Origin of the sequence: Streptomyces sp. NPDC008238, from assembly GCF_042956445.1 — a bacterium.
Classification (GTDB): Bacteria; Actinomycetota; Actinomycetes; order Streptomycetales; family Streptomycetaceae; genus Actinacidiphila.
In genome coordinates this window covers 78076-101812 of record NZ_JBIBGK010000029.1, presented here as the reverse complement: position 1 = coordinate 101812, position 23737 = coordinate 78076, and the positions used below count along the sequence as shown (strand labels likewise).

Genomic DNA, 23737 nt, shown 5'->3' with positions numbered 1-23737 from the left:
GAGGTGCCCCCACGCTGCGTTGTCGAATCGTCCGAGTAGCCCACTACGAGGACGACTCTCCGCCTTGCGATGCACCACACCTGGGGGCACCTCCCAGCGCAAGCCGGGGGAGCCGCTGAGCCCGCCCTCCGGGCGGTGGGGGCACCTCCCAGCGGTGGCTGGGGGAGCTCATTTGACGACAGGCTCTAGTAGGGCTTTGTTAGGTGGTGTCGTAGGGCTGCCATGGGGTGGGTTGTCGGCAGGTTGGGCAGGTGCCGGTCCAGGTGGCCAGGAGGTGTTGGAGCAGGTCCAGGGCCTGGTAGAGGGTCAGGCCCTGGCAGGGGCTTTTGGGCAGGTTCGTTGCTCGGTCAGGAACAGGTGGGCGGCGGTGACGAGGGTGACGTGGCGGTGCCAGCCGAGGAAGGAACGGCCTTCGAAGTGGTCGAGGCCGAGGCTGGTCTTCAGCTCCCGGTAGTCGTGTTCGATGCGCCAGCGTGACTTCGCGATCCGGACCAGGTCACGGGCGGGGATGTCCGCGGGCAGGTTGGATATCCAGTACCTGACCGGCTCGTCTTCGCCTTCGGGCCATTGGGCGATCAGCCAGGTCAGCCCGATGACACCGTCGGCGGCCGGTTTCGGCCGGCGTCCGGCCAGCCGGACCCGAAGGAACACAAAGCGCGAGGTCAGCGCGGCTTTGGAGCCCTTGCGCCAGGTCACCGACACCGCCCCTTCGCGACCGACGGCCAGGACGTGGTCGCGCAGGCTCACCGGCCGGGTCCGGTAGCGGGGCAGCGGCCGGGGCCCGAGCCCGCCGTAGGGCGGCTGCTCGGGCATCGCATCCTGGCTGTGTGCGGTCATCTCGCCCTTGACCTGTAGTGAGTAGGCCAGGCCCCGGTCCTCCAGGGCATGCCGGAAGTCGGCGTTGGTGCCGTAGCCGGCGTCCGCGACCAGCACCGCGGGCCGCAGTTTGCCGGTGGCCAGCTCATCGAGCATCTCCACCACGAGCTGCCACTTCGGGCGGTGGTGTTCGTCCTCGGGGATGCCGCAGCTTGCCCGCCGATCGGCCGCTTCGGGTTCATCCCAGCCCACCGGCAGGAACAGCCGCCATGACAGCGGACACGAGGCGGTGTCGGAGGCGGCATGCACGCTGACACCGATCTGGCAGTTGCCGACCTTGCCCAGTGTTCCAGAGTACTGGCGGGCCACCCCGGGCGAGGCGATGCCGTCCTTGGGGAAGCCGGTGTCGTCCACCACCCACACCTGCGGTCGCACCACCGTCACCGCCCGGCGGGCCAGCCCTGCCCGGACCACGCCCACCGGCCAGGTCGAGGACGTCATGAACTGCTGCAACTGCTGATGATCCACCCCGAGGCGTCCGGCCATCGGCTGCATCGATTTGCGGCGCCCGTCCAGGAGCAGGCCGCGCAGATACAGACCACCTTTGGCCCGCTGATCCACACGCGCCAGCGGCGCGAACACCTCCCTGGCGAACTCCTCCAACCGCTCACGACACGCGGCTAATTCATCCGGCCTCATGACCGCAGCGAACCACCAGCACCGCCACCTGACCAGACAGCTAACAAAGCCCTACTAGACCGCTGAGCCCGCGACCCGCCGTCCCGCCCGGCCCGTAGACGGTCGTTTCGTGCGGGTCCGTCCGGGCAGACGCAGCCCATGTGCCACGACCGGTTCGGGCGACCGCACGGGAGCGGTCGCCGGGGCGCGCGAGCTGTTCCCGGCCGTACCAGCGCGTCGGGACCCGCGCAGGGCCCGCGCGACGGAGCACCCCGCACGCGCGGGCGACCGGCGGGGCGGAACACCGGGGCGTGCAGCGCGCCGTCCTCGGGGGAGATTCCGGCATGAACCGTCCGACCTGCGCAGATACGTTCTGGAGATGCGGGCCGCCGGGTGGCGGTCCAGTCTTGATTCGGACCGGACGGCAGAGGCCGCCCTCGACACGGGTGTCACCTGCCGTCCCTCGGCCGTTCGTCCGGGGCGCTCTTGAGCGGCCCGGACCGAAGGGATTAGGTGGTACGGACACCGTCCGGCCCCGGCCGGGCGGACACGGAGAGCCGCCTTCGACGGGAGGTCCCGGCCATGCCCGGCACCAGTCAGCGGATGGAGACATCCGAACCGATCAGCGAGACGACAGCGGAGGACCATATCCAGGGCATCTGCTTCAAGACCGGCCCGCCGCGCCGCATAGGCGTGGAACTGGAATGGTTCCTCCACGACCCGCACGACCCGGCCCGCCCGGTGGGCCCCGCCCGGCTCGGCGCCGCCGTCGCCGGACTGCACGACCTGCACCTCCGCTCCCGGCTCACGACCGAGCCCGGCGGACAGCTGGAGCTCAGCTCGCTGCCCGCCCCCTCGCTGACCGCGTGCGTCAACGCCGCGGCAGCCGAACTCCACTCCGTACGCCACCGGCTCCGCCGGGACGGCCTCGTCCTGGCCGGCCACGGCCACGACCCCTGGCGACGGCCCCGCCGGCTGCTGGACGAGCCCCGGTACGCCGCCATGGAGGCGTACTTCGACCGGTCCGGACCCGCGGGCCGGGCCATGATGTGCTCCACGGCCTCGGTCCAGGTCTGCCTGGACTCGGGCACCGAGGAGCCGGGTCCCTTCGGCCTCGGCAGACGCTGGCTGCTGGCGCACCTGCTGGGCGCGGTCCTGGTGGCGGCGTTCGCCAACTCGCCGCTCAGCACCGGCCGCCCGACCGGCTGGCGGTCCACCCGGCAGGCGGTGTGGGCGGCGCTGGACCCCGGGCGCACCCTCGCGCCGCCCGGCGGGGGCGACCCGCGTGCGGCCTGGACGGCCTACGCCCTGGACGCCCCGGTGCTGTGCATCCGCGGCGACGAGGGACCGTGGACGGTGCCGCACGGGCTCACCTTCCGCGACTGGATCCGTGACGGCTCGCACCGCCGGCCGACCCTCGCCGACCTGGACTACCACCTGTCGACGCTCTTCCCGCCGGTGCGGCCGCGCGGCTACCTGGAGCTGCGCATGATCGACGCGCAGCCGGGACGGGACGGCTGGATCGTGCCGCTGGCGGTGGCCGTGGCGCTCTTCGACGACGCCGCCGCCTCCGAGGTCGCCTACCGGGCGGTGAAGCCGCTCGCCGACGCGGCGGGCCGGGACCCGGCGCCCCGCAACCCGCTGTGGCGGCGCGCCGCCCGGCACGGTCTGGCCGACCCCGAGCTCCACCCCATCGCCGTGACCTGCTTCGCCGCGGCCCGCGAGGCCCTGCCCCGGCTCGGGGCGGACCGGGCCGTACGGCGGGCGGTGGACGACTTCACCGAGCGCTACGTCGAACGCGGCCGCTGTCCCGCCGACGACATGCTCGACGCATTCCTACGCAAGGAGAGCCGCACGTGACCGCACCCGCGCTCGACCCCGAAGCCCTGCGCCGGCGGGCGCTGGACGCCCTGACCACCGCGCGCGAGCGCACCCGGGCGCTCACCACCTGCGTGGACGACCGTGAACTCACCGCCCAGCACTCCCCGTTGATGTCCCCCCTGGTCTGGGACCTGGCCCACATCGGCAACCAGGAGGAGCAGTGGCTGCTGCGGAACGTCGGCGGCCGTGAGGCCCTGCGCCCCGACATCGACCCGATCTACGACGCCTTCGAGCACCCGCGTTCGGAGCGTCCCACGCTGCCGCTGCTGCCGCCCGCGGAGGCGCACGCCTACACGGCCGAGGTGCGCGGCAGGGTGCTGGACATCCTGGAGCGGGCACCGCTGCGCGGCACCCCGCTGACCGACGCGGCCTTCGCCTTCGGCATGATCGCCCAGCACGAACAGCAGCACGACGAGACGATGCTGATCACGCATCAGCTGCGGCGCGGCCCGGTGGCCCTCACCGCTCCCCCGCCGCCGCCCGCCCCCGCGGACACGGCGCTGCTGCCGGCCGAGGTCCTGGTCCCCGGCGGTCTGTTCACCATGGGCACCTCGACCGAGCCGTGGTCGCTGGACAACGAACGTCCTTCGCACGTGCGCGAGGTGGCGCCGTTCTACATCGACACGGTGCCGGTGAGCAACGGCGCGTACCTGGCCTTCGTCGAGGACGGCGGCTACGGGGACGAGCGCTGGTGGACCCCGGCCGGCTGGGCGCTCGTCCGCGAACACGGCCTGGCCGCCCCGCTGTTCTGGCACCGGGAGGGCGGTACGTGGCTGCGCCGCCGCTTCGGGGTGACCGAGCCGGTGCCGCGCGAGGAGCCGGTGCTGCACGTGTCCTGGTACGAGGCCGACGCGTACGCCCGCTGGGCCGGACGCCGGCTGCCCACCGAGACGGAGTGGGAGAAGGCGGCCCGGCACGACCCGGCGACGGGGCGTTCCCGCCGCTACCCGTGGGGCGACGCCGACCCCGGTCCCGAGCACGCCAACCTCGGCCAGCGGCACCTGCAGCCGGCCCCGGTGGGCAGCTACCCGGCGGGTGCCTCGGCGCTGGGCGTACGGCAGCTGATCGGCGACGTGTGGGAGTGGACGGCGAGCGACTTCCTGCCCTACCCGGGCTTCGCGCCGTTCCCGTACAAGGAGTACTCGGAGGTGTTCTTCGGCCCCGACCACAAGGTGCTGCGGGGCGGTTCCTTCGCCGTGGACGAGGTGGCCTGCCGGGGCACCTTCCGCAACTGGGACTACCCGGTCCGGCGGCAGATCTTCGCCGGCTTCCGCACCGCCCGCGACGCCCGTCCGGAGCAGGTGTGAGGGCCCCGGGCAGACGGGGGCGCGGCTGATGTGCCGGCACCTGGCGTACGTGGGTCCGCCCGTCACGCTCCGCGAACTCGTCATCGACCCGCCGCACTCGCTGTACCGCCAGTCGTGGGCGCCGCGCCGGCAGAAGTACGGCACGGTCAACGCCGACGGCTTCGGGCTCGGCTGGTACGCGGACGGCGACCCGCTGCCCGCGCGCTACCGGCGCGCGGGGCCGGTCTGGGACGACCCGTCCTTCGCGGACGTGTGCCGGGTGACACGCTCCGGTGCGCTGCTCGGCGCGGTCCGCGACATCACCGAGGGCTCGGTGGCCGACGAGTCCGCCGCGGCCCCGTACACGGCGGACCGCTGGCTGTTCAGCCACAACGGGGCGCTGCGCGGCTGGCCGCACTCGGTCGCCGAGGCGGCCGCCGCGCTGCCCCCGCACGAGCTGCTGACCCTGGAGGCGCGCTGCGACTCGGCCCTGGCCTGGGCGCTGACCCTGCACCGGCTGCGGGCCGGCGCCCCGGCGGACGAGGCGCTCGCCGACACCGTCGGCCGGCTGGCCGCGCTCACCCCCGACTCACGGCTCAACTTCCTGCTGACCGACGGCCGGGCGATCGCCGGCACCGCCTGGGGCGACACGCTCTGGTACCTGGACGTGCCCGGCCGCTCCCTCGTCGTGGCCTCCGAGCCGTACGACGACAGTCCGCGCTGGACCGAGGTCCCCGACCGCCACCTGCTGTACGGCGATCCCACCGAGGTCCTGCTGATCCCGCTCAAGGAGCCGCACCTGTGAGCCCGTTCACCCTCACCCGCACCCTGCCCGCCGACGCCACCGCGGCCGCGCTGCGCGCCGACGTCGCGTACGGACTGACCCGCAGCCCCAAGCAGCTCCCGCCCAAGTGGTTCTACGACGCCCGTGGCAGCGAGCTGTTCGAGGAGATCACCCGGCTGCCCGAGTACTACCCGACCCGCGCCGAGCGGGAGATCCTGCACGCGCGTGCGCCGGAGATCGCCGCGGCGACCGGTGCCCGCACCCTGGTGGAGCTGGGTTCCGGTTCCTCGGAGAAGACCCGGCTGCTGATCGGCGCGCTGGGAGGGCCGCTGACGTACGTGCCGATCGACGTCAGCGAGTCCGCGCTCACCGGCGCGGGCGAGGCCCTGCTCGCCGACCACCGGGACCTGTCCGTGCACGCGCTCGTCGCCGACTTCCAGCACGGCCTGGCCCTGCCCGGGACGCCCGGCCCCCGGCTGGTCGCCTTCCTGGGCGGCACGATCGGCAACCTGCTGCCGCAGGAGCGGGCGCACTTCCTCTCCTCGGTCCGCGCGCTGCTCTCCCCGGGCGACGCGCTGCTGCTCGGCACCGACCTGGTCAAGGACGAACAGACGCTGGTGGCGGCGTACGACGACGCGCAGGGCGTCACGGCCGCCTTCAACAAGAACGTCCTGTCGGTCATCGACCGCGAGCTCGGCGCGGACTTCCACCCGGACGACTTCGACCACGTCGCCGTGTGGGACCGCGAGGAGGAGTGGATCGAGATGCGCCTGCGGGCGCGCGCCGACGTGACCGTGAAGGTACCGGCGCTCGACCTGACCGTGGACTTCGCGCGCGGGGAGACGATGCGCACCGAGGTCTCCGCGAAGTTCCGCGAGGAGGGCGTGCGGGCGGAGCTGGCGGCCGCCGGTCTCGCCCTGCGCCACTGGTGGACCGACGCCGGGGACCGCTTCGCACTGTCGCTGGCGTTCCCGGCCTGAGCCGGGCGGCAAGGACGCGGTGGCCGGTCCCGGGGACGGGGCCGGCCACCGCGTCCTTGCCGCGTCGGCAGATGTTTCACGAGTAAAACACCTGCTAAGCTTTTCAGCATGTCCGCTTTCCCCCTGCCCGTCCGCGGTGTCCTCCGGCTCCGTTCCGTGCAGGACCTCTGGCACCACCGGGCGCTCGGCGTCGTCGCCGCCGTGGGCCCGGTCGAGGTGACGCTGCTGGCCCTCGGGCGGCTGGACCTGGTGCCGTACGCCGCGGGCGGCGGGCTGTGCGCCCTGTACGCGCACGGGCTGCCCTACGCGGCCCGGGCCAGGGTGCTCGCCCTGGTCGTCCTGGGCATGGCGGCCGGGACCGGGCTCGCGCTGACCACCGCCGCGCTGACGCAGTCGACGCCGCTGCGGGTGGCGGTGGCCGCCCTCCTCGCCGCCGTGCACAAGGTGGTGTGCGACGCGACGCGGATCGGGCCGCCCGAGAACGTGATCTTCACCTTCGTGGCGGCGAGCGCCGCCTTCGTCCCGCAGACACTCGGGCAGGTGCCGGCCCACACCGGGCTGACGCTGCTCGGCGGGGCCGTCGCCTGGCTGGTGTGCATGGCCCCCGCGCTCGTGCGGCCGTACGCCCCCGAGCGCGCCGCCGTCGCCCGGGCCCTGGAAGCCCGGGCCCGCGCCCTGGCCGACGGGGGCGCCCCCGGCAGCCGGCACGAGGCCACCGTCGCCGTGCACACCGCCTGGCACACCCTGCGCGGCGCCCGGACCACCGCCCACCTGGCGGGCCTGGAGCGGCTGCTGGCGCGCGCCGAGGCCGCGGACCCGGCCGACGGGGACCGGCTCACCGCGTGGGCCCGTGCCCTGCGCCGGACCCGCGCCCTGCCCGACCCGGGCCCCGCCGCACGCACCCCCGCCCCCTCGGTCGGCACCCGGACCGGCCGCGCGGGCCGGCGGCCGCACCGGCCCGCCCCGCGGCACCTGCTCCCGGTCGGGCTGCGCGTCCTGCTGGGCAGCGCCCTGGCGGGGTGGGGATCGACGGCGCTGGGCGTGGACCGGCCCTCCTGGGCCGTGGTGACCGCCGCGGCCGTCTTCGCGGCCAACACCACCCTGTCCTGGCACCGGGCGCTGCAGCGGGTACTCGGCAACCTCCTGGGGGTGCTGCTGTTCACGGCGCTGGTGCCGGTCACGGCCACCGGGGCCGCGGCGCTCATCGCGACCGCCCTGGCGTGCAACGTCGCGGCCGAGGCGACGATCGCGCGCAACTACTGGATCGCCAGCGCCTTCGTGACGCCGATGGCGATGGTCATGACCGAGTTCACGGGCGCGCAGCCCGCCGGCCACCTGGTGGCCGACCGCTGGCTGGACACCCTCGTCGGCGCCGCGGCCGGGCTGCTGGCCTGCTTCGCCGTACCGAACCGCCGGGTGGGCCACCGGGTGGCGGCCGCACTGCAGCGCCTGGAGCACGAGCTCACCGCGCCCGTCGCCCGCGAGGCCCGGCTGGCGGCCGCGCTCCTGGAACTGCGCGAGGCCGCCGACACCGCCTCCGGCGAGTGGTGGGGCCGGGCCCTGCCCGAACGGCGCATCGCCGCCGCGGAGGAGCGCGGGCACCTGATGCTGGCAGGTCGGTGCCACCAAGGCCGGTCCGTCACCGTGACCTGACGACGCGTACGATCATGCGGACGCCGCCGGAGCCGCCGGCGTACGGAGGGAGGACGACTCGCGTGGAGGACGCCGTCGCGACGGTGCTGCGCCAGTGGCAGGACGTCTACCCCGACCTGGACTTCGGTCCGGTCGCCGTGATCGGCAGGCTCAACCGCTGCGCGGCGCTGCTGCAGCAGGTCACCGAGACGCCTCTGGGCCGCGAGGGCCTCACCCGTCCGGAGTACGACATCCTCCTCGCCCTGCGCCGCGTCGGCGGCGAGCTCACCCCCGGCCGGCTGGCCCGGGAGACCTTCGCCTCGGGCGCCGCGGTCACCAAGCGGATCAAGCTGCTGGAGGAGCGCGGCCTGGTGGCCCGCCGCCCGGACGGCCGCGACCGCCGGGTCTCCCACCTGCGGCTGACCGACGAGGGACTGACGCTCGTCGACCGCGTGCTGCCCGAGCAGCTCGCCTACGAGACGGGGCTGCTGTCCGGTCTGCCGGAAGGCCGCCGCGAGGATCTGGCGGGTATCCTCGGTGAACTCCTGCTGCTGCTCGAAGGCCGCTTGGGAGCGCTTTCCGGGTGAAGCGGGCGGTCCGCGGGGCCACGGCACCGGCACTTCAGCGAGCGCACATCTGCGCGCTCCGTCAAGGACACGCCAAGGCAAGGCCGCGACGGGACAGATAAGGGTGTCCCCGTCCCCCTGACCAGGGAATCGCGCCATGACCGCTTCGTACGAACTCGCACCCGTCGTCGACACCCCGACCGACCGGCCCCGCTACTCGGTGAGCCTCGCCCAGGACGAGGCGGAGGTGCGGGCCGCGCAGCGTCTGCGGCACCAGGTGTTCGCCGGGGAGATGGGGGCCGTGCTGGACACCCCCGAGCCGGGCCTGGACGTCGACGCCCTCGACGCCTACTGCGACCACCTGCTGGTGAAGGAGGACGCGACCGGTGAGGTCGTTGGCACCTACCGGCTGCTGACCCCCGCCAACGCCCGCCGCGCGGGCCGCACCTACTCCGAGTCCGAGTTCGACCTGTCCCGGCTCGCGCCGATCCAGCACGACATGGTCGAGGTCGGCCGCTCGTGCGTGCACCCCGCCCACCGGGACGGGGCCGTCGTCGCGCTGATGTGGGGCGGCATCACCCGCTACATGGCGACCACCGGTCACAACTGGCTGGCCGGCTGCTGCTCGGTGGAGCTGGCCGACGGCGGCTCGCTGGCGGCCGGCGTGTGGGACCGCGTCTCGGCCAAGAACCTGGCCCCCGAGGAGTACCGGGTCTCCCCGCTCCGCCCCTGGGACCCGACGGGCATCGCCCGCCCGGCCCGCGCCACGCTGCCGGCGCTGCTCCGCGGCTACCTGCGGCTGGGTGCCTGGGTGTGCGGCGAGCCCGCCCACGACCCGGACTTCGGTGTCGCCGACCTGTTCATCCTGCTCTCCCTGGAGCGCACCGACGAGCGCTACCTGCGGCACTTCGGCGCCCTCGGCTCGCTCGGGTCGGTCTGAGATGGCCGCGGCGTGGTGGTCGCCGGTCTCGACCTGCACCCCGCAGGCGTGCGTGACCGGTGACGGCCCGAAGGTGGGCCTCCTCCGGCGGCTGCTGCGTTACCTCGCCGCGGTGACGGTGCTGCTCGTCGGCGTCGTGCTGTCGGTGCCGCTCGGCGCGCTGTGCGGTCCGGCCGGACGCGAGCGGCTGATCCGGCGCTGGACCCGCGCCGCGGTGGCGGCCTTCGGCATCCGGGTACGGCTGCCCGATGCGGCGCCGCGGGAGCCGGGCACCGGTCTGCTGGTGGTCTCCAACCACGTGTCGTGGCTGGACATCGTGCTGATCGCCGCGGTCTTCCCGGGGCGCAACGTCGCCAAGCGGGAGATCCGCGACTGGCCGGTGATCGGGCGGCTGTGCGTGCGCGGCCGCACGATCTTCATCGACCGGGAGCGGATCCGCACCCTGCCGGACACGGTGGCGGAGGTCGCGCAGGCGCTGCGCTCGGGCGCCACGGTCGTGGCGTTCCCGGAGGGCAGCACCTGGTGCGGCGGCGAGGAAGGCCACTACCGCCGGGCGCTGTTCCAGGCCGCGCTGGACGCGGGCGCCGACGTGCAGCCGCTGCTCGTCCGCTACCGGTACGCCGACGGGCGGTCCAGCACCGCGGCGGCGTTCCTCGGCGAGGACACCCTGATGGACTCGGTGCGACGGGTGGTCGCGGCCCGCGGCCTCACGGCGGAGGTGACGGCGTTCCCCCGCATCACCGCGGACTCGCTGCCCGACCGGCGTGCGCTGGCGGCCGCCGCCCGCCACTCCGCCGTCGCCCCCGCGCCGCGTCCGGTCATACCGGTCCAGGCCGGTCCCCACGGGCGCGGGACGGGCGTCCGGGTCGGCGCGCCGGCCCTCCGTCCCGGCGACCAGGTCGTGGGACTTCCCGGCTGACGTCCGGGCCGGCGTCCGGGCCCACTCCCGACGAACGCGCAGGCTGACGTCCCGTCACCGGACCGCGCCCACCGGCTGCCGCCTCCACGGCACCGGGCGGGCGCGGTCCGGCGGTTCGTGGCCCTCTTGTGACCACCCTTTCGGTTCATGACAATGTGCATGCCAAAACCGAAAGAACTTCGGTCTCGAGAGGACCCCCCACATGAAACGACCTCTCAGAGGATTCCTCGCGGCCGCCCTCGCGGCCCTCGCCGCGGTCGCGACCCTCGGCCTGTCCGGCGCCCCCGCCTCGGCGGCCGGCCGTGACGCCGCGGCCGCACCGCACACGGCCGCGGCCCCGGCCCCGGCCGCCGTCACCGTCGACTTCGCCGGGACGGTGTCGCTCAGCAACTGCTCCGGGTCGCTCATCCGCTTCCCGTCCTCCGCGTCCACCGACCCCGCCCTGGTGCTCTCCAACGGGCACTGCCTGACCAGCGGCTTCCTCGACGCCGGCGAAGTGCTGGTGAACCAGGCGTCCACGCGCACCTTCGGCCTGCTCAACGCCTCGGGCCGCTCGGTCGCCACGCTGCGCGCCACCAAGCTGGCGTACGCGACCATGACCGACACCGACATCTCGGTGTACCAGCTGAACCGCACCTATGCGCAGATCCGGTCCTCCTACGGGATCTCCGCGCTGGAGGTCTCCGGCACGCACCCGGTACAGGGCACGGCCATCAAGGTGGTCTCCGGGTACTGGAAGACCATCTACAGCTGCTCCATCGACGGCTTCGTCCACCTCCTCAAGGAGGGCGACTGGACCTGGAAGGACTCGGTCCGCTACACCCCCTCGTGCAACACCATCGGCGGCACCTCGGGTTCGCCGGTCATCGACACCGCCACCGGCAAGGTCGTCGCCATCAACAACACGGGCAACGAGGACGGGGGCCGCTGCACCCTCAACAACCCCTGCGAGGTGGCCGCGAACGGCACCGTCACCGTCCGCCAGGGCATCAACTACGCCGAGCAGACCTACGGCATCGGCGCCTGCGTCACCACGGGCAACCGCTTCGACCTCACCCTGCCGGGCTGCGGGCTCCCCAAGCCGTGACCGCGGTTCAGCGCCGGTACATGGCGTCGATCTCGGCGGCGTAGGCCTCCTCGACCGCCCGGCGCCTGAGCTTGCGGGAGGGGGTGACCAGCCCCCGTTCCTCGGTGAAGGAGGCGGCCAGCACGCGGAACGAGCGGATCGACTCCGCCTTCGACACCCGTGTGTTGGCCGCCGACACCGCCCGCCGCACCTCCGTCTCCAGGTCCGGGTCGCGCACCAGCTCCTGCAGCCCGGCCCGCTCCTTCCCGCGCAGCCGCAGCCACTGGGCCGTCGCCTCGGCGTCCAGGGTCACCAGGGCCGTCACGTACGGCCGGTCGTTGCCGATGACCAGGCAGTGCTCGATCAGCGGGTGCTCGCGGACCCGTTCCTCCAGGACGGCCGGGGAGAGGTTCTTGCCGCTGGTGGTGACGATGATCTCCTTCTTGCGGCCGGTGATCGTCAGGTAGCCGTGCTCGTCGAGGGAGCCGAGGTCGCCGGTGTGCAGCCAGCCGTCGCGCAGGGCCTGCGCCGTGGCCTCGGGATCACCGAGGTAGCCGGAGAACACGGCCGGGCCGCGCAGCAGGATCTCGCCCTCGTCCGAGATCCTGACCGCCGTGCCCGGCACGGGGTGGCCGACCGTTCCGTAGCGCACCCGGCCGGGCGGGTTGGCGGTGGCCGCCGAGGTGGACTCGGTGAGTCCGTACCCCTCGTACACCGTGACCCCCGCGCCCTCCAGGAACAGCCCGAGCCGCCGCCCCATCGTGGAACCGCCGCTCACCGCGTTGCGGACCCGGCCGCCCAGCGCCTCGCGGACCCTGGCGTACACCATCCGGTCGTAGAACCGGTGCAGCACCCGCAGCGCGGCGCTCGGGCCCGGGCCGGTGCCCAGCGCGCGGCGCTCGCGGGCCTCGGCGAAGCGCACCGCCACGTCGACGGCCTTGTCGAACACCCCGAGGTGGCCGGCCTCCTCCGCCTTGTCCCGCGCGGAGTTGAAGACCTTCTCGAAGACGTACGGCACGGCGAGCACGAAGGTCGGCCGGAACAGCGCCAGGTCGGGCAGGAGTTCGGCGGCCGTCATCTCCGGCTGGTGGCCCAGCCGCGCCCCGGCCCGTACCGTCGCCACCTGGATCATGCGGCCGAAGACGTGGGCCAGCGGCAGGAAGAGCAGCACGGACGGCTGCGCTGAGGTGCCGCTGTCGAAGACCGGCCGCCAGCCCGCGATGAGGTTGTCGGTCTGGCACATGAAGTTGCCGTGGGTCAGGACGCAGCCGCGGGGGCGCCCGGTGGTGCCCGAGGTGTAGATCACGGTGGCGACGGCGTCGGGGGTGACCGCGAGCCGGTGCCGGTGGACCACGTCCTCCGAGATCCGCTCGCCGTCCGCCACCAGCTGCTTCACCGCCCCGGAGTCCAGCTGCCACACCCGGGTCACGGCGGGCAGCCGGTCGATCACCGAGCCCAGCGTCATGGCGTGGTCCTCGTTCTCCAGCACGCAGCCGACGGCGCCGGTGTCGTGGAGGATCCAGCGCAGCTGCTCGGCGGAGGAGGTCGGGTAGACGGGCACCGGCTGGGCCCCGACGGTCCACAGCGCGAAGTCGAACAGCGTCCACTCGTAGCGGGTGCGCGACATGATCCCCACCCGGTCCCCGAACCGCACCCCGTGCGCGAGCAGGCCCTTGGCCAGGGCCAGCACCTCGTCGCGGAACTCCGCCGCGGTCACGTCGTGCCAGCGGCCGTCCTCCTTGCGGCCCAGCCGCACCTCGTCGGGGGCCTGCGCCGCGGTCTCGAACACCACGTCGGCGAGGCCACCGGCGAGGGTGGCCGGGACCAGCGCGGGAAGACTGAATTCGCGCACGCGGGCACCTCGTGGGGGGGTCGGAGCGGGCGGAGAAACGTAACGTAACGGATCTCTCACGCACTGTCGGCCCGGGGCCGGTCGCCGTCCGGCTTCTTCACCAAACCTCCCCCGGCGAGAGATCATGGATGCAGGAGGTGACCTCCATGACCACCAGGATCCGACTCCACGGCGGCCCCGGGGACGGTCTCACCCTCGGCATCGTCCTGGGAGCCGGGGGGCAGCCCCCCGAGGGCATCCTGTACGACCCGCTGGCCATCAGCGTGCAGGACGCCGGGGTTCACCAGGCGTGGCCCGACAGCGCCGCGTACTACAAGCGCCTCGAGCACATGGCCGACGAGCCCTGGGACTACGCGTACGAGAGCGAGGCCACCGCTCCCCTGGAGTGACCGCCGGCCCGCCGCCGACCGCCCCGGGACCGCCCCGCGACCGCTCCGGGCCACCGCCCGCGGCCACCGGACGGGGCACGGGCGAAAGCCGCCGTTTTGGCCGGGGCCCGCCGCCTCCGTAGAGTTCCGCAGGACACCAGTGGGAACACACGATCCAGGGAACGACGGCGGGCATGACGGCGACCGAGAACGAGCAGAGCACGGCCACGGCCCGGGACGGCGTCCCCGGCATCGACCCGGTACGCCTGGAACTGTGCCTCAGCGTGCTGAGGGAACTCGACGAGCTGCCGCTGGACCACCCCGACGCGATCACCGTGCGCAGGGCCACGGCCGGCATCTACCGGACGGTGAAGCAGCGGCGCCGCCAGGAGCGGCGTTCCGCCAAGACGGCCCACGACAAGGCCGTCACCGAGGCCACGGCCACCGGTTCCGCGGAACGCATCGACGACGAGACCCAGGGGCTGCTGCCGTCCTCCTCGACCATCGGTGAGATCGCCGGCATCCTGCAGCGGCCGCGCTCCTGCTACGTGTGCAAGGGCCGCTACGTCGAGGTCGACGCCTTCTACCACCAGCTGTGCCAGGACTGCGCGGCCTCCAACCGTGCACGGCGCGACGCGCGGGCCGACCTGAGCGGCCGGCGCGCCCTGCTCACCGGCGGCCGGGCCAAGATCGGCATGTACATCGCGCTGCGGCTGCTGCGCGACGGTGCCCACACCACCGTCACCACGCGCTTCCCCGCGGACGCGATCCGGCGCTTCAAGGCGATGCCGGACAGCGACGAGTGGATCCACCGCCTCAAGATCGTCGGGGTCGACCTCCGCGACCCGGCCCAGGTGGTGGCGCTCGCCGACTCGGTGGCCGCCGAGGGCCCGCTGGACATCCTGATCAACAACGCGGCGCAGACCGTGCGGCGCTCCCCCGCCGCGTACGCGGAGCTGGTGGCCGCCGAGTCCGCGCCGCTCCCGGCCGGTGCGCTGCCCGCCTCGGAGGTCTTCGGCGCCTTCGGCAGCGGCGCCCAGCCCGCACTGCCCGCCCCTCGCGCGGAGCTGGCCGCCCGGGCCCGGGAGGTCACGGACCTGGCCCTGGTGAGCGGTTCTGCCTCGCTCGCCCGGATCGAGGCCGGCACCGCGATCGACGCCGGCGGGCTGATCCCCGACCTGGACGCGGAGAACAGCTGGAGCCGCGCCGTGGGCGAGGTCGACCCGGTCGAGATGCTCGAAGTGCAGCTGTGCAACGAGACCGCGCCCTTCATCCTGGTCAGCAGGCTGCGCCCGGCGATGGCCGCCGCCGCGGCCCGCCGCAAGTACGTGGTGAACGTCTCCGCGATGGAGGGCAAGTTCACCCGCGGCTACAAGGGCGCGGGCCATCCGCACACCAACATGGCCAAGGCCGCGCTCAACATGCTGACCCGCACCAGCGCCCGGGAGATGCTGGAGACCGACGGCATCCTGATGACCAGCGTCGACACCGGCTGGATCACCGACGAGCGCCCGCACCCGGACAAGGTCCGCATGGCCGAGGAGGGCTTCCACGCCCCGCTGGACCTGATCGACGGCGCCGCCCGGGTGTACGACCCGATCGTCCGCGGCGAGCAGGGCGAGGACCTGTTCGGGGTGTTCCTCAAGGACTACGCGCCGACCGAATGGTGAGGGCCCCGGCACCGTCCCCCAGGGCCATGTGACGGCCCGTTGCGGGACAGGGGGGGGACAGGCGGGGCGGCCGGTCCGCGGCTACGATCGAAGCGTGGCCGAGCGAGGTTCCGCGCCCACCGCGCCCAAGCTCGTGCTCGAGACCGACGGGGACACCCGGATCCTGGTCCCGGGTCGGGACTACCACGTCGGTCGCGACCCCGACGGCGACGTCGTCCTCGACGACCCCCGGGTGTCGTGGCACCACGCGGTGATCAGCCCCGCGGGCGACAGCTGGATGCTGCACGACATGGACAGCACCAACGGCACCTTCGTCAACGGCCGGCCGGTGCGGCAGTGGGGGGTCGGCCCGGGCAGCGTCATCCGCTTCGGCCACGCCGAGCAGGGGCCGTGCGCCCGGCTGAGCAGCGCCGAGGCCCCCACCGGCGTCTACCGGGCGCCGCCCGCGGCCTCCCCCGCGGCGACCGGCACCTTCCGCCACCCGACCTCGGTGCGGTCGCTGCCGCACCGCACGATCCACATCGGGCGGGCCTCCGACAACGACCTGGTCGTCTCGGACCTGCTGGTCTCCCGGCACCACGCCGAGCTGCGGTCGCTGCCGGACGGCGGCTACGAGATCATCGACCTGCACAGCCACAACGGCACCTACTTGGACGGCCAGCGCGTCGACCGGGCGACGGTGCACCAGGGCGACATCATCGACGTCGGTCACGCGGTGTTCCGGCTCGTCGGCGACGAGCTCCAGGAGTTCACCGACACCGGCGAGGTCTCGCTCAACGTCCGCGACCTGTCGGTACGGGTGGACGACGGCGGCAAGGTGCTGCTGGACGACATCAGCTTCCCCGTCGGCGAGAAGTGCCTGCTGGCGGTGGTCGGGCCGAGCGGCTCCGGCAAGTCGACGCTGCTGAACGCGCTGACCGGGCTGCGCCCCGCCGACCAGGGCACGGTGCTCTACGACGGCCGGGACCTCTACCGGGAGTACGCGGACCTGCGTCAGCGCATCGGGCTCGTCCCGCAGGACGACATCCTGCACCAGCAGCTGCCGGTGGGCCGCGCCCTCTCCTACGCCGCGGAACTCCGCTTCCCCGGCGACACCGCCAAGGAGGAGCGGCAGGCCAGGGTGGACGAGGTGATCGCCGAACTGGGCCTGGAGGCGCGGGTGCGGCAGCCGGTGCACACGCTCTCCGGCGGCCAGCGCAAGCGGGTGAGCGTCGCCCTGGAGCTGCTGACCAAGCCCTCGCTGCTCTTCCTGGACGAGCCGACCTCGGGCCTGGACCCGGGGATGGACCGTTCGGTGATGACGATGCTGCGCGAACTCGCCGACGACGGCCGCACGGTCATCGTGGTGACGCACAGCGTGCTCAGCCTGGAGGTCTGCGACCGCCTGCTGGTGATGGCCCCCGGCGGGCGCATGGCCTACTACGGGCCGCCCTCCAAGACGCTGCCCTTCTTCGGCTTCCGGCAGTGGCCCGAGGCCTTCGAGGCGTTCGAGCACGAGGAGAACCGCGACTGGGCAGGCCAGTACGAGGCGTCCCCGCTCTACGACGAGTACATCGCGCCGGCGCTGGAGCCCGCCGGTCCCGGGGCCCCCGCGGAGCTCGAACCCCTCGAGCCGCCCAAGCCCCAGGGCTGGGGCGGCCAGTTGTGGACGCTGGTGCGCCGCTACACGGCGTCGCTGGCCGCCGACCGCACCTTCCTGGCGATCATGGTGGCACTGCCCTTCGTCATGGGCGGGATGGCACGAGCCCTCGCCGGCGGTTCGCTGGGCCGGAACAACGCGCTCAACGTGCTGCTGATCCTGTGCGTCGGCTCGGTGCTCACGGGGGCCGCCAACGCGGTCCGCGAGCTGGTCAAGGAACGCGTGATCTACCAGCGGGAGCGGGCCGTGGGCCTGTCCCGCTCGGCGTACCTCGCGTCCAAGGTCGTGGTCCTGGGACTGGTCACCGTCGCCCAGGCGGTGGTCCTGACGATGGTCGCCCTCGTCGGTGTCCGCCTGAGACCCCAGGGCGGGAGCGGGGTCCTGATGCCGCCGCTGCTGGAGATCACGATCGCGGTGGCGCTGCTGGCGTTCACCTCGATGATGCTCGGGCTGCTGATCTCCGCCCTGGTGCGCAAGGAGGAGGTGACCATGCCGCTGCTGGTGCTGCTCGCCATCGTGCAGGTCGTCTTCTGCGGTGCGCTGCTCCCCCTGCACGGGGTCCCGGGCCTGGAGGAGGTGGCCTGGCTGGTGCCGTCGCGCTGGGCGCTGGGGGCGATGGCCGCGACGCTGGACCTGCATGCCATCACGCCCGGCACCGTGACGTCGGACCCGCTGTTCCGGTCCGTCCCCTCGATGTGGCTCCTGGACATGGGCATGCTCGTGGTGCTGTCGGCGGCCTTCGGGCTCGTCGTCACCAGGCTGCTGCGGCGCCAGGAGCCGGCCGTCATGCGGAGGTAGGCCCCGATGTACGAGCCGGAGTTCGTCCCGACCCACGTCGCCCCGGCCGCCGGGCTCCCCACCTGGCGGGCGCCGGACGACTCCAGCCCCTCCGCCGGGCTGGACCCGCTGCTGCCGGTGCGGGTGACCGAGCACCGGGGCGACTGGGCGCGGATCGTGTGCTCCAACGGCTGGTCCGCGTGGGTGGACGGGCGGCTGCTGATCACGGTCCCGCAGGGCCCCCCGGCGGCCGGCGGCTCCCCGGCCCGCACGGCGGACGCCCGGCCCCTGCTGGGACGGCTCGTGGAGGCGCTCGGCTCGTACCGCGCCATGGTGCAGGACCTCGCGGCCGGCCGGATGGACCTGGAGTCCTTCGACCGCGGCACGAGCGGCATCCGGATCGGCGCCGTCGTCGACGGCGACTCGGTGTGGCTCTTCGACGCCGAGCACGACCGCTGGTGCTACTGCGACGGCTCCCGCATGGCCACGTACGCCTCCTCCACACCTCCGACGGCGGCCCCGGACGCCTTCGCCCCACCGGCGGAGCCGCCCCTGGGCAACGCCTCGTCCCCGACCGAGACCCGCCCCGTCACGTGGCCGGGCGAACCGTGACCCGGGTGCGGGGCGGTCCGGGCGGGCCGGGACATCTCACCGGGCGGGACCGGCGCCGGGACCTCCCCCGCGACCACCGTCGTCGCCGCCGGGCGAAGCACAGCCGCCGGCCTGCTGATCCCACCCGCAGGACGCCGTCCGATCGCCACCCGCCGAACCGGCCCCGGCGACGGCGCCCGGGGCACGCCGCCGCCTCACCGGGCCGGGACGCCCCCGCGGGCGGGGGGCAGCAGGCGGGCGGCCATGCTGCCGAGGAGGCCGGCCGCGAAGCCCCACAGCGCGGCGATGCCGATCGCGGGGAGCAGGTTCGGGAGCAGCACGATCGAACCGCCCAGGCCGCCGGTGTCGGAGGGGTCGCCGATGCCGAACAGTGACAGTCCGTAGTGGGCGTCGATCCGGGTGAGCACGCCGATCAGCAGCATGGCCACCGCGGACGCCAGCGCCAGGTGGACGGCGTTGCGCACGTGCCCGGTGCCGGGCGGGGCGCGCCGGGCCGTGGCCCACCCGGCGCCCAGCATGGCGACGGCGGCGGCGACCACCAGCCACCACGCGCGGCCGTCGTACTCGGACAGGGCCCCGAGGTCGAGGGTGACGTCCCCGTCCCCACCGCTCAGCACGGAAGCCAGCGCCTCCGGCACGGGCACGCCGAGTGCCCCCTGCACGTCGCCGTGCCACGAGGCGCCCATGCCGAGGCCGAAGGCGAGCCAGGCGACGTTCGGCAGGCCGAGGAAGACGACGGCGAAGCCGTCGGCGGGCTCCGCGCGGGTGAAGGCGGTGACCACCGCGATCACGGCGCCGGCGACCACGTAGGCGAGCAGGACGCCCACCATGGCGCGGGCGGCCGGCCGGACGACGGTGTGCGCGGGCACCAGCCGGGAGGGCAGCGGCGCCCTCCGCGACACGGCGAACGCCAGGACGAGGACGACCGCCAGCCACAGCAGCCCGGCGACGACCGTGACCGGGACGTCGGCGCGGAAACCGACGGTGGGCGTGACGCCGAGCAGGTCGCTCAGGTCGCCCAGGAAGTCCTCGCCGGTGGAGATGGTGAACGTGTGGTGCGCGCCGAGGGCGATCAGCAGCGTGACGAGGGCCCACAGCACGCCCGTCCGGACGAAGAGCCACAGCATCCGGTGCCCGGGGACCACCGCGTGCCGCCGCAGCGGCCGTACGACCACGTAGGCGGTGACCAGGGCACCGGCGAGGGTGACGGACAGCGGGAAGACGGTGACCGCGGCGTCCGACCGGGCGATGGTGCCGGCGCCGCCCTCGAGGCCGACGCGGCCCCCGACGGCCATGACCACGGTGGCCGCGATGACGGGCAGGAACGCGCCCTGCGGCAGTTCGGAGGCCCCGGCGAGCCACAGGCCCAGGGCCGCCACGACCACCATGACGGCGTACCCGGCCACGACGGCCGCGAGCGCGTGCGGCCAGCCGTGGGTGAACCCCGAGGTGATGGGAGGCGCGGTGGGCGGGGCGGAGGGCGGGTGCCGGGTCACGGTGTCAGGCTAAGCAGCCCGGCGGCCGCCCGCCCGTCCGGAATGCCCCGGCTTGCGGCCCGGTCGGAGGAGGGACGGAGAATGCGGGAGTGACCTCACCCCCGCCCGGGGAGCCGCCCGGCGCCCCCACGCCCGGCCCCCGTCAGGAGCAGCCCGCGCACGCGCGCCGCAAGCGGTGGACGTCGAGCGCCGGGCTGTCGGCACTCGCGGCGCTGGGCGCGGCGGTGCTCGTCCTGGCGGTCTTCCTGGCCACCCGGGGCGACGACGGCGCCCCGGGGACGGGCCCGTCGCCCACCGGGCCGCGGATCGTGCTGCAACCCGCGCGGGAGGCGGGGCCCGACGCCTTCACCGCGGGCACGGCCGAGGAGTCGCCGCCCGGTGACGCCCCGGAGCCCACCCTGACCCCCGAGCCGTCCGCCGCATACGGGGCGCCCAGCGTCTCCGGCGGTACGCGCGCCCTGTACGGCGGCACCAAGGGCGCGTCCGCGTGCGACGTCGCGCGGCAGACCCGGTACCTGACCGAGGACCCCGCCAAGGCGGACGCGTTCGCCGGGGTGGCGGGCATCGACGCGGACGGCATCGGGCGGTACCTGGAGTCGCTGACCCCCGCGCTGCTGCGGTTCGACACCCGGGTCACCGCCCACGGCTTCGCGGACGGCTCCGCGACCTCCTTCGCCGCCGTGCTGGAGACCGGGACGGCGGTGCTGGTCGACGACCGCGGCCTGCCCCGGGTGCGCTGCGCGGGCGGCAATCCGCTGTCGGCCCCGAAGGCGGTCAAGGGCGCCGCCCGGACCGGGCAGCCGTGGCCCGGCTACCGGTCGTCGGAGGTGGTCGCGGTGCGCGCCGCGCCACGGGCGCACCGGTCGTTCGTCCTCTACGACGCGGGCCGCGACGAACTTTTCCGCCGCCTTGTGGGCACCAGGGGCGGCGACGACACCTGGGTGCGGTGAGCCGGGCCGTCGCGGCCGGGACCAGGGGCCGGGAACGGGGCTTGAGCCTCCAGCCGCTGGAAGGTCCAGACTCGGCCGCATGAGCGACGACCAGGAGCTGCTCACCATCGGGCGGCTCTCCCGCAGTACCGGCATGCCGGTGCGCACCATCCGCTACTGGTCCGACATCGGCGCGCTGCCGCCGGCCGGGCGCAGCGACGGCGGCTACCGGCTGTACGACGCCGCCTCCGTCGCCCGGCTGGAGTTGATCCGCACGCTGCGGGAACTGGGCCTGGGCCTGGAGGACGTACGCCGGGTCCTGGAACGGGAGACCACGGTCGCGGCCGTCGCCGCCGTCCATGTGGAGGCGCTGGACGCGCAGATCAGAACGCTGCGGCTGCGCCGCGCGGTGCTCGGCACCGTGGCGAAGCGGCAGTCGGACACCGAGGAGATGACCCTGTTGAACCAGCCGGCACGGCTTTCGGCCGACGAACGGCGTCGGATCGTCGAGGAGTTCGTGGACGAGGTCTTCGAAGGGCTCGACGCCGACCCCGACATCCGCGACCGCATGCGCCGCACCCCCGCCGACCTGCCCGACGACCCCACGCCCGAGCAGGTGGACGCCTGGGTGAACTCGCCGAGCTGGTCCGCGACCCGGACTTTCGCCGCCACATGCGCACCGTCGTCGAGAACAACGCGGCGCAGCACCCGGCGCCGGGCGCGTCCGTGTGGTTCGCGCGCAAGGTCGTCGGCCTCGTGGGGCCGGCGCGGGAGAGCGGCGTGGCACCCGGCTCGCCGGAGGCCGAGCCCGTGCTGACCGCGCTCCTGGGCGCGGACGCCGACCGGGCCGCGGTGCTGGCCCGGCTGGAGGCGGGCCTGGACGACCGTGCGGAGCGCTACCGGCAGTTGCCGGCGGTACTCGCCGGTGAGCCGCCGCGTCCCACGCACGTGGCCGAATTCCGCTGGCTGTCCGAGGCCCTCAGGGCGCATCCCCGGAGGCCGGACGCGCCTTAGGAGTGCTCCTGCAGGCGCGGGCCGTACATGTCGAGCATCCTGGCCCGGGCGGAGCCCAGCCGCTGGGCGATGGTCTGGGCGGCGGCCAGCACGATGGCCTGGCCCAGCACCGGGCTCTCCCGGCACAGGTCGCGGATCTCGGCCGCGCTGAACTCGTACGCGCCCACCGAGCCCAGCGCGTGGGCGCCGACCTGCCAGCGGTAGGGAGGGAACAGCCAGGACCAGCCGACGAGTTCGCCGGGGCCGAGGGTCTCCACGGACACCGAGCCGCGGCCGGGCACGTCCATGTCGATGGAGACGGCACCCGACTCGACCACCCAGAACCGGTCGGCGAATCTGCCCTCGTCGCAGATGCGCCAGCTCTGCGGGAAGCTGACCCTCCTGGCGTGTTCGAGGAAGGCCCGGCGGTGGGCCGGCGGGAGTGAGTCCAGCATGGTCACCGTGCTGCTCATCGGCGCATCCTCCTGCTCCCTTCCACGCCCCCTGACCTCAGGGTACGGTCACGGACCCGGGGTCGCAGGGAGGTGACCGGCCAACCAGTCGCGGGCCAGGTGCGCCACCTCGTCGAGCGCTCCCGGCTCCTCGAACAGGTGGGTCGCGCCGGGCACCACGTGGAGGAGGTTGGGGCAGCCGAGCGCTTCCTGGGCACGCTGGTTCAGCTCCAGGACGGTGGTGTCCCGGCCGCCGACGACGAGCAGGGTGGGCGCCCTGACCTCGCCGAGCCGGGGCATGGCCAGGTCCGGGCGGCCGCCGCGGGACACCACGGAGGAGACGTACGGGGCGGCCCGGGGGTCGGCCGCCGCCCACAGCGCGGCGGCGGCGCCCGTGCTGGCCCCGAAGTAGGCGAGCGGCAGGTTCTCCCCGCGGGCCCACTCGGTGACGTCGGCCAGGCGGCCGGCGAGCAGTCCGATGTCGAAGACGTTGGCGCGGTCCGCCTCCTCGGCGGAGGTGAGGAGGTCGAACAGCAGGGTGCCGAGGCCGGCCTGGTGGAGGACGGCGGCCACGGCGCGGTTGCGCGGGCTGTGCCGGCTGCTGCCCGTGCCGTGGGCGAAGATCACCAGGGCCCGCGCGTCGGCGGGCCTGGTGAGCGTCCCCGCGAGCCGCGTCCCGGAGGCGCCGCCGACGGCGAGATCCACCTCGGTGGTCCGCGGCCCCCGGGCGGCGGCCTGCTTGAGCAGCCCGGACACCTCGTCGTCGCGGGTCTGGGAGAAGTCGTGGTACCACTCCCCCACCGCGAAGAAGGCGTTCGGCGCCGACAGGCACACCACGTCGTCGGCGGCCCGCCGCAGTGCCGGCAGCGACTGCGGCGAGGACACGGGCACGGCGAGCACGATCCGGGCCGCGCCCTGGGCGCGGGCCACCTCGCAGGCGGCGAGGGCGGTGGCGCCGGTGGCGACGCCGTCGTCGACGAGGAGCACGGTGCGGCCGGCCAGCGGCGTACGCGGGCGCCCCTCGCGGAAGCGGTGCGCCTGCCGGGCCAGCTCGGCCTCCTCGTGGTGCTCGACGGTGTCGATGTCGGCGCGGGAGACGTGGCTCATGCGGACGATGTCGTCGCTGAGCACCTTGGCGCCGCCCTCGCCGATGGCGCCGAAGCCCAGCTCCCGGTGGTACGGGACGCCGAGTTTGCGGACGACGATCACGTCCAGGGGGGCGTGCAGGGCCTGCGCCACCTCATAGGCGACGACCACGCCGCCTCGCGGCAGGCCGAGCACGACGGGGTTGTCGAAGTCCAGATGCCGCAGCCGCTCGGCGAGCTGCCGTCCGGCATCCGCGCGGTCTGTGAAGTGCATGGTTCCACCCCCGCGAGCGGGAGATGCGGGACTCCTTACGAC

19 protein-coding genes and 1 pseudogene are annotated in these 23737 nt (G+C 74.2%); 15 read left to right on the top strand and 5 right to left on the bottom strand.

The window, feature by feature from the left end; all coding sequences use genetic code 11:
- Positions 1–306: 306 nt before the first annotated feature.
- Positions 307–1515 (bottom strand): IS701 family transposase, encoded by a 1209-nt coding sequence (locus ACFZAU_RS35720; protein ID WP_500555618.1) that lies wholly within the window; start codon positions 1513–1515, stop codon positions 307–309.
- A gap of 582 nt (positions 1516–2097) precedes the next feature.
- Here ACFZAU_RS35720 and egtA point away from each other — a divergent pair.
- The 9 genes from egtA (at position 2098) to ACFZAU_RS35675 (ending at position 11569) form a co-directional block, all read left to right on the top strand.
- Positions 2098–3354 carry an ergothioneine biosynthesis glutamate--cysteine ligase EgtA gene (gene egtA, locus ACFZAU_RS35715; protein ID WP_500555617.1) on the top strand — a complete coding sequence of 419 codons (1257 nt, stop codon included), beginning with the start codon at positions 2098–2100 and terminating at the stop codon, positions 3352–3354.
- Positions 3351–4682, top strand: a complete 1332-nt coding sequence (gene egtB / locus ACFZAU_RS35710) for an ergothioneine biosynthesis protein EgtB (RefSeq protein ID WP_500555616.1) — start codon at positions 3351–3353, stop codon at positions 4680–4682. The genes egtA and egtB overlap by 4 nt, the downstream gene beginning before the upstream one ends.
- A gap of 28 nt (positions 4683–4710) precedes the next feature.
- A complete protein-coding gene (gene egtC / locus ACFZAU_RS35705) occupies positions 4711–5466 on the top strand; it encodes an ergothioneine biosynthesis protein EgtC (RefSeq protein WP_500555615.1) in 756 nt (251 codons plus the stop codon).
- Positions 5463–6425, top strand: a complete 963-nt coding sequence (gene egtD / locus ACFZAU_RS35700; RefSeq protein WP_499603204.1) for an L-histidine N(alpha)-methyltransferase — start codon at positions 5463–5465, stop codon at positions 6423–6425. The genes egtC and egtD overlap by 4 nt, the downstream gene beginning before the upstream one ends.
- A 108-nt stretch (positions 6426–6533) precedes the next feature.
- On the top strand, positions 6534–8078 hold the full coding sequence (locus ACFZAU_RS35695; protein WP_500555614.1) for an FUSC family protein: 1545 nt from the start codon (positions 6534–6536) through the stop codon (positions 8076–8078).
- A gap of 14 nt (positions 8079–8092) precedes the next feature.
- Positions 8093–8644, top strand: a complete 552-nt coding sequence (locus tag ACFZAU_RS35690) for a MarR family winged helix-turn-helix transcriptional regulator (protein WP_500555613.1) — start codon at positions 8093–8095, stop codon at positions 8642–8644.
- Positions 8645–8780: 136 nt separating this feature from the next.
- Entirely contained in the window at positions 8781–9563 is a 783-nt protein-coding gene (locus tag ACFZAU_RS35685) for a GNAT family N-acetyltransferase (protein WP_499603207.1), read from the top strand.
- Between the two features lies 1 nt (position 9564).
- Positions 9565–10482: a lysophospholipid acyltransferase family protein gene (locus tag ACFZAU_RS35680; RefSeq protein WP_500555612.1), complete on the top strand. Its 918-nt coding sequence runs from the start codon at positions 9565–9567 to the stop codon at positions 10480–10482.
- A 202-nt stretch (positions 10483–10684) separates the two neighbouring features.
- Positions 10685–11569 carry a S1 family peptidase gene (locus ACFZAU_RS35675; protein WP_500555611.1) on the top strand — a complete coding sequence of 295 codons (885 nt, stop codon included), beginning with the start codon at positions 10685–10687 and terminating at the stop codon, positions 11567–11569.
- 7 nt (positions 11570–11576) lie between these two features.
- On the opposite strand, the gene ACFZAU_RS35670 is transcribed toward ACFZAU_RS35675, so the two are convergent.
- Positions 11577–13400 carry an AMP-dependent synthetase/ligase gene (locus tag ACFZAU_RS35670; RefSeq protein WP_500555610.1) on the bottom strand — a complete coding sequence of 608 codons (1824 nt, stop codon included), beginning with the start codon at positions 13398–13400 and terminating at the stop codon, positions 11577–11579.
- Positions 13401–13546: 146 nt separating this feature from the next.
- Between ACFZAU_RS35670 and ACFZAU_RS35665 the strand changes: the two genes are divergently transcribed.
- The 4 genes from ACFZAU_RS35665 to ACFZAU_RS35650 all read left to right on the top strand — a co-directional run bounded on the left by ACFZAU_RS35665 (position 13547) and on the right by ACFZAU_RS35650 (position 18466).
- Positions 13547–13789 carry a hypothetical protein gene (locus ACFZAU_RS35665; protein ID WP_499603211.1) on the top strand — a complete coding sequence of 81 codons (243 nt, stop codon included), beginning with the start codon at positions 13547–13549 and terminating at the stop codon, positions 13787–13789.
- 173 nt (positions 13790–13962) lie between these two features.
- Positions 13963–15438, top strand: a complete 1476-nt coding sequence (locus tag ACFZAU_RS35660) for an SDR family NAD(P)-dependent oxidoreductase (RefSeq protein ID WP_499603212.1) — start codon at positions 13963–13965, stop codon at positions 15436–15438.
- A gap of 94 nt (positions 15439–15532) precedes the next feature.
- The gene (locus ACFZAU_RS35655) at positions 15533–17875 is read left to right on the top strand and encodes an FHA domain-containing protein (RefSeq protein ID WP_500555609.1); all 2343 of its coding nucleotides are present in this window, start codon (positions 15533–15535) and stop codon (positions 17873–17875) included.
- A gap of 6 nt (positions 17876–17881) precedes the next feature.
- Positions 17882–18466, top strand: coding sequence for a hypothetical protein (locus tag ACFZAU_RS35650; RefSeq protein ID WP_500555608.1), 585 nt, complete (start codon positions 17882–17884; stop codon positions 18464–18466).
- Between the two features lie 194 nt (positions 18467–18660).
- On the opposite strand, the gene ACFZAU_RS35645 is transcribed toward ACFZAU_RS35650, so the two are convergent.
- Entirely contained in the window at positions 18661–19962 is a 1302-nt protein-coding gene (locus ACFZAU_RS35645) for a streptophobe family protein (RefSeq protein ID WP_500555607.1), read from the bottom strand.
- Positions 19963–20051: 89 nt separating this feature from the next.
- Between ACFZAU_RS35645 and ACFZAU_RS35640 the strand changes: the two genes are divergently transcribed.
- Positions 20052–20912, top strand: coding sequence for a DUF6777 domain-containing protein (locus tag ACFZAU_RS35640; RefSeq protein ID WP_500555606.1), 861 nt, complete (start codon positions 20052–20054; stop codon positions 20910–20912).
- 79 nt (positions 20913–20991) lie between these two features.
- Positions 20992–21905: pseudogene (locus ACFZAU_RS35635) on the top strand (MerR family transcriptional regulator).
- Here the strand turns inward: ACFZAU_RS35635 and ACFZAU_RS35630 are convergent.
- Both ACFZAU_RS35630 and ACFZAU_RS35625 read right to left on the bottom strand, forming a co-directional pair.
- Positions 21902–22357 carry a Crp/Fnr family transcriptional regulator gene (locus ACFZAU_RS35630; protein ID WP_500463305.1) on the bottom strand — a complete coding sequence of 152 codons (456 nt, stop codon included), beginning with the start codon at positions 22355–22357 and terminating at the stop codon, positions 21902–21904. The pseudogene ACFZAU_RS35635 and the gene ACFZAU_RS35630 sit on opposite strands and share 4 nt — an antisense overlap.
- A gap of 48 nt (positions 22358–22405) precedes the next feature.
- Entirely contained in the window at positions 22406–23695 is a 1290-nt protein-coding gene (locus tag ACFZAU_RS35625) for a phosphoribosyltransferase family protein (RefSeq protein WP_500555605.1), read from the bottom strand.
- Positions 23696–23737: the final 42 nt, after the last annotated feature.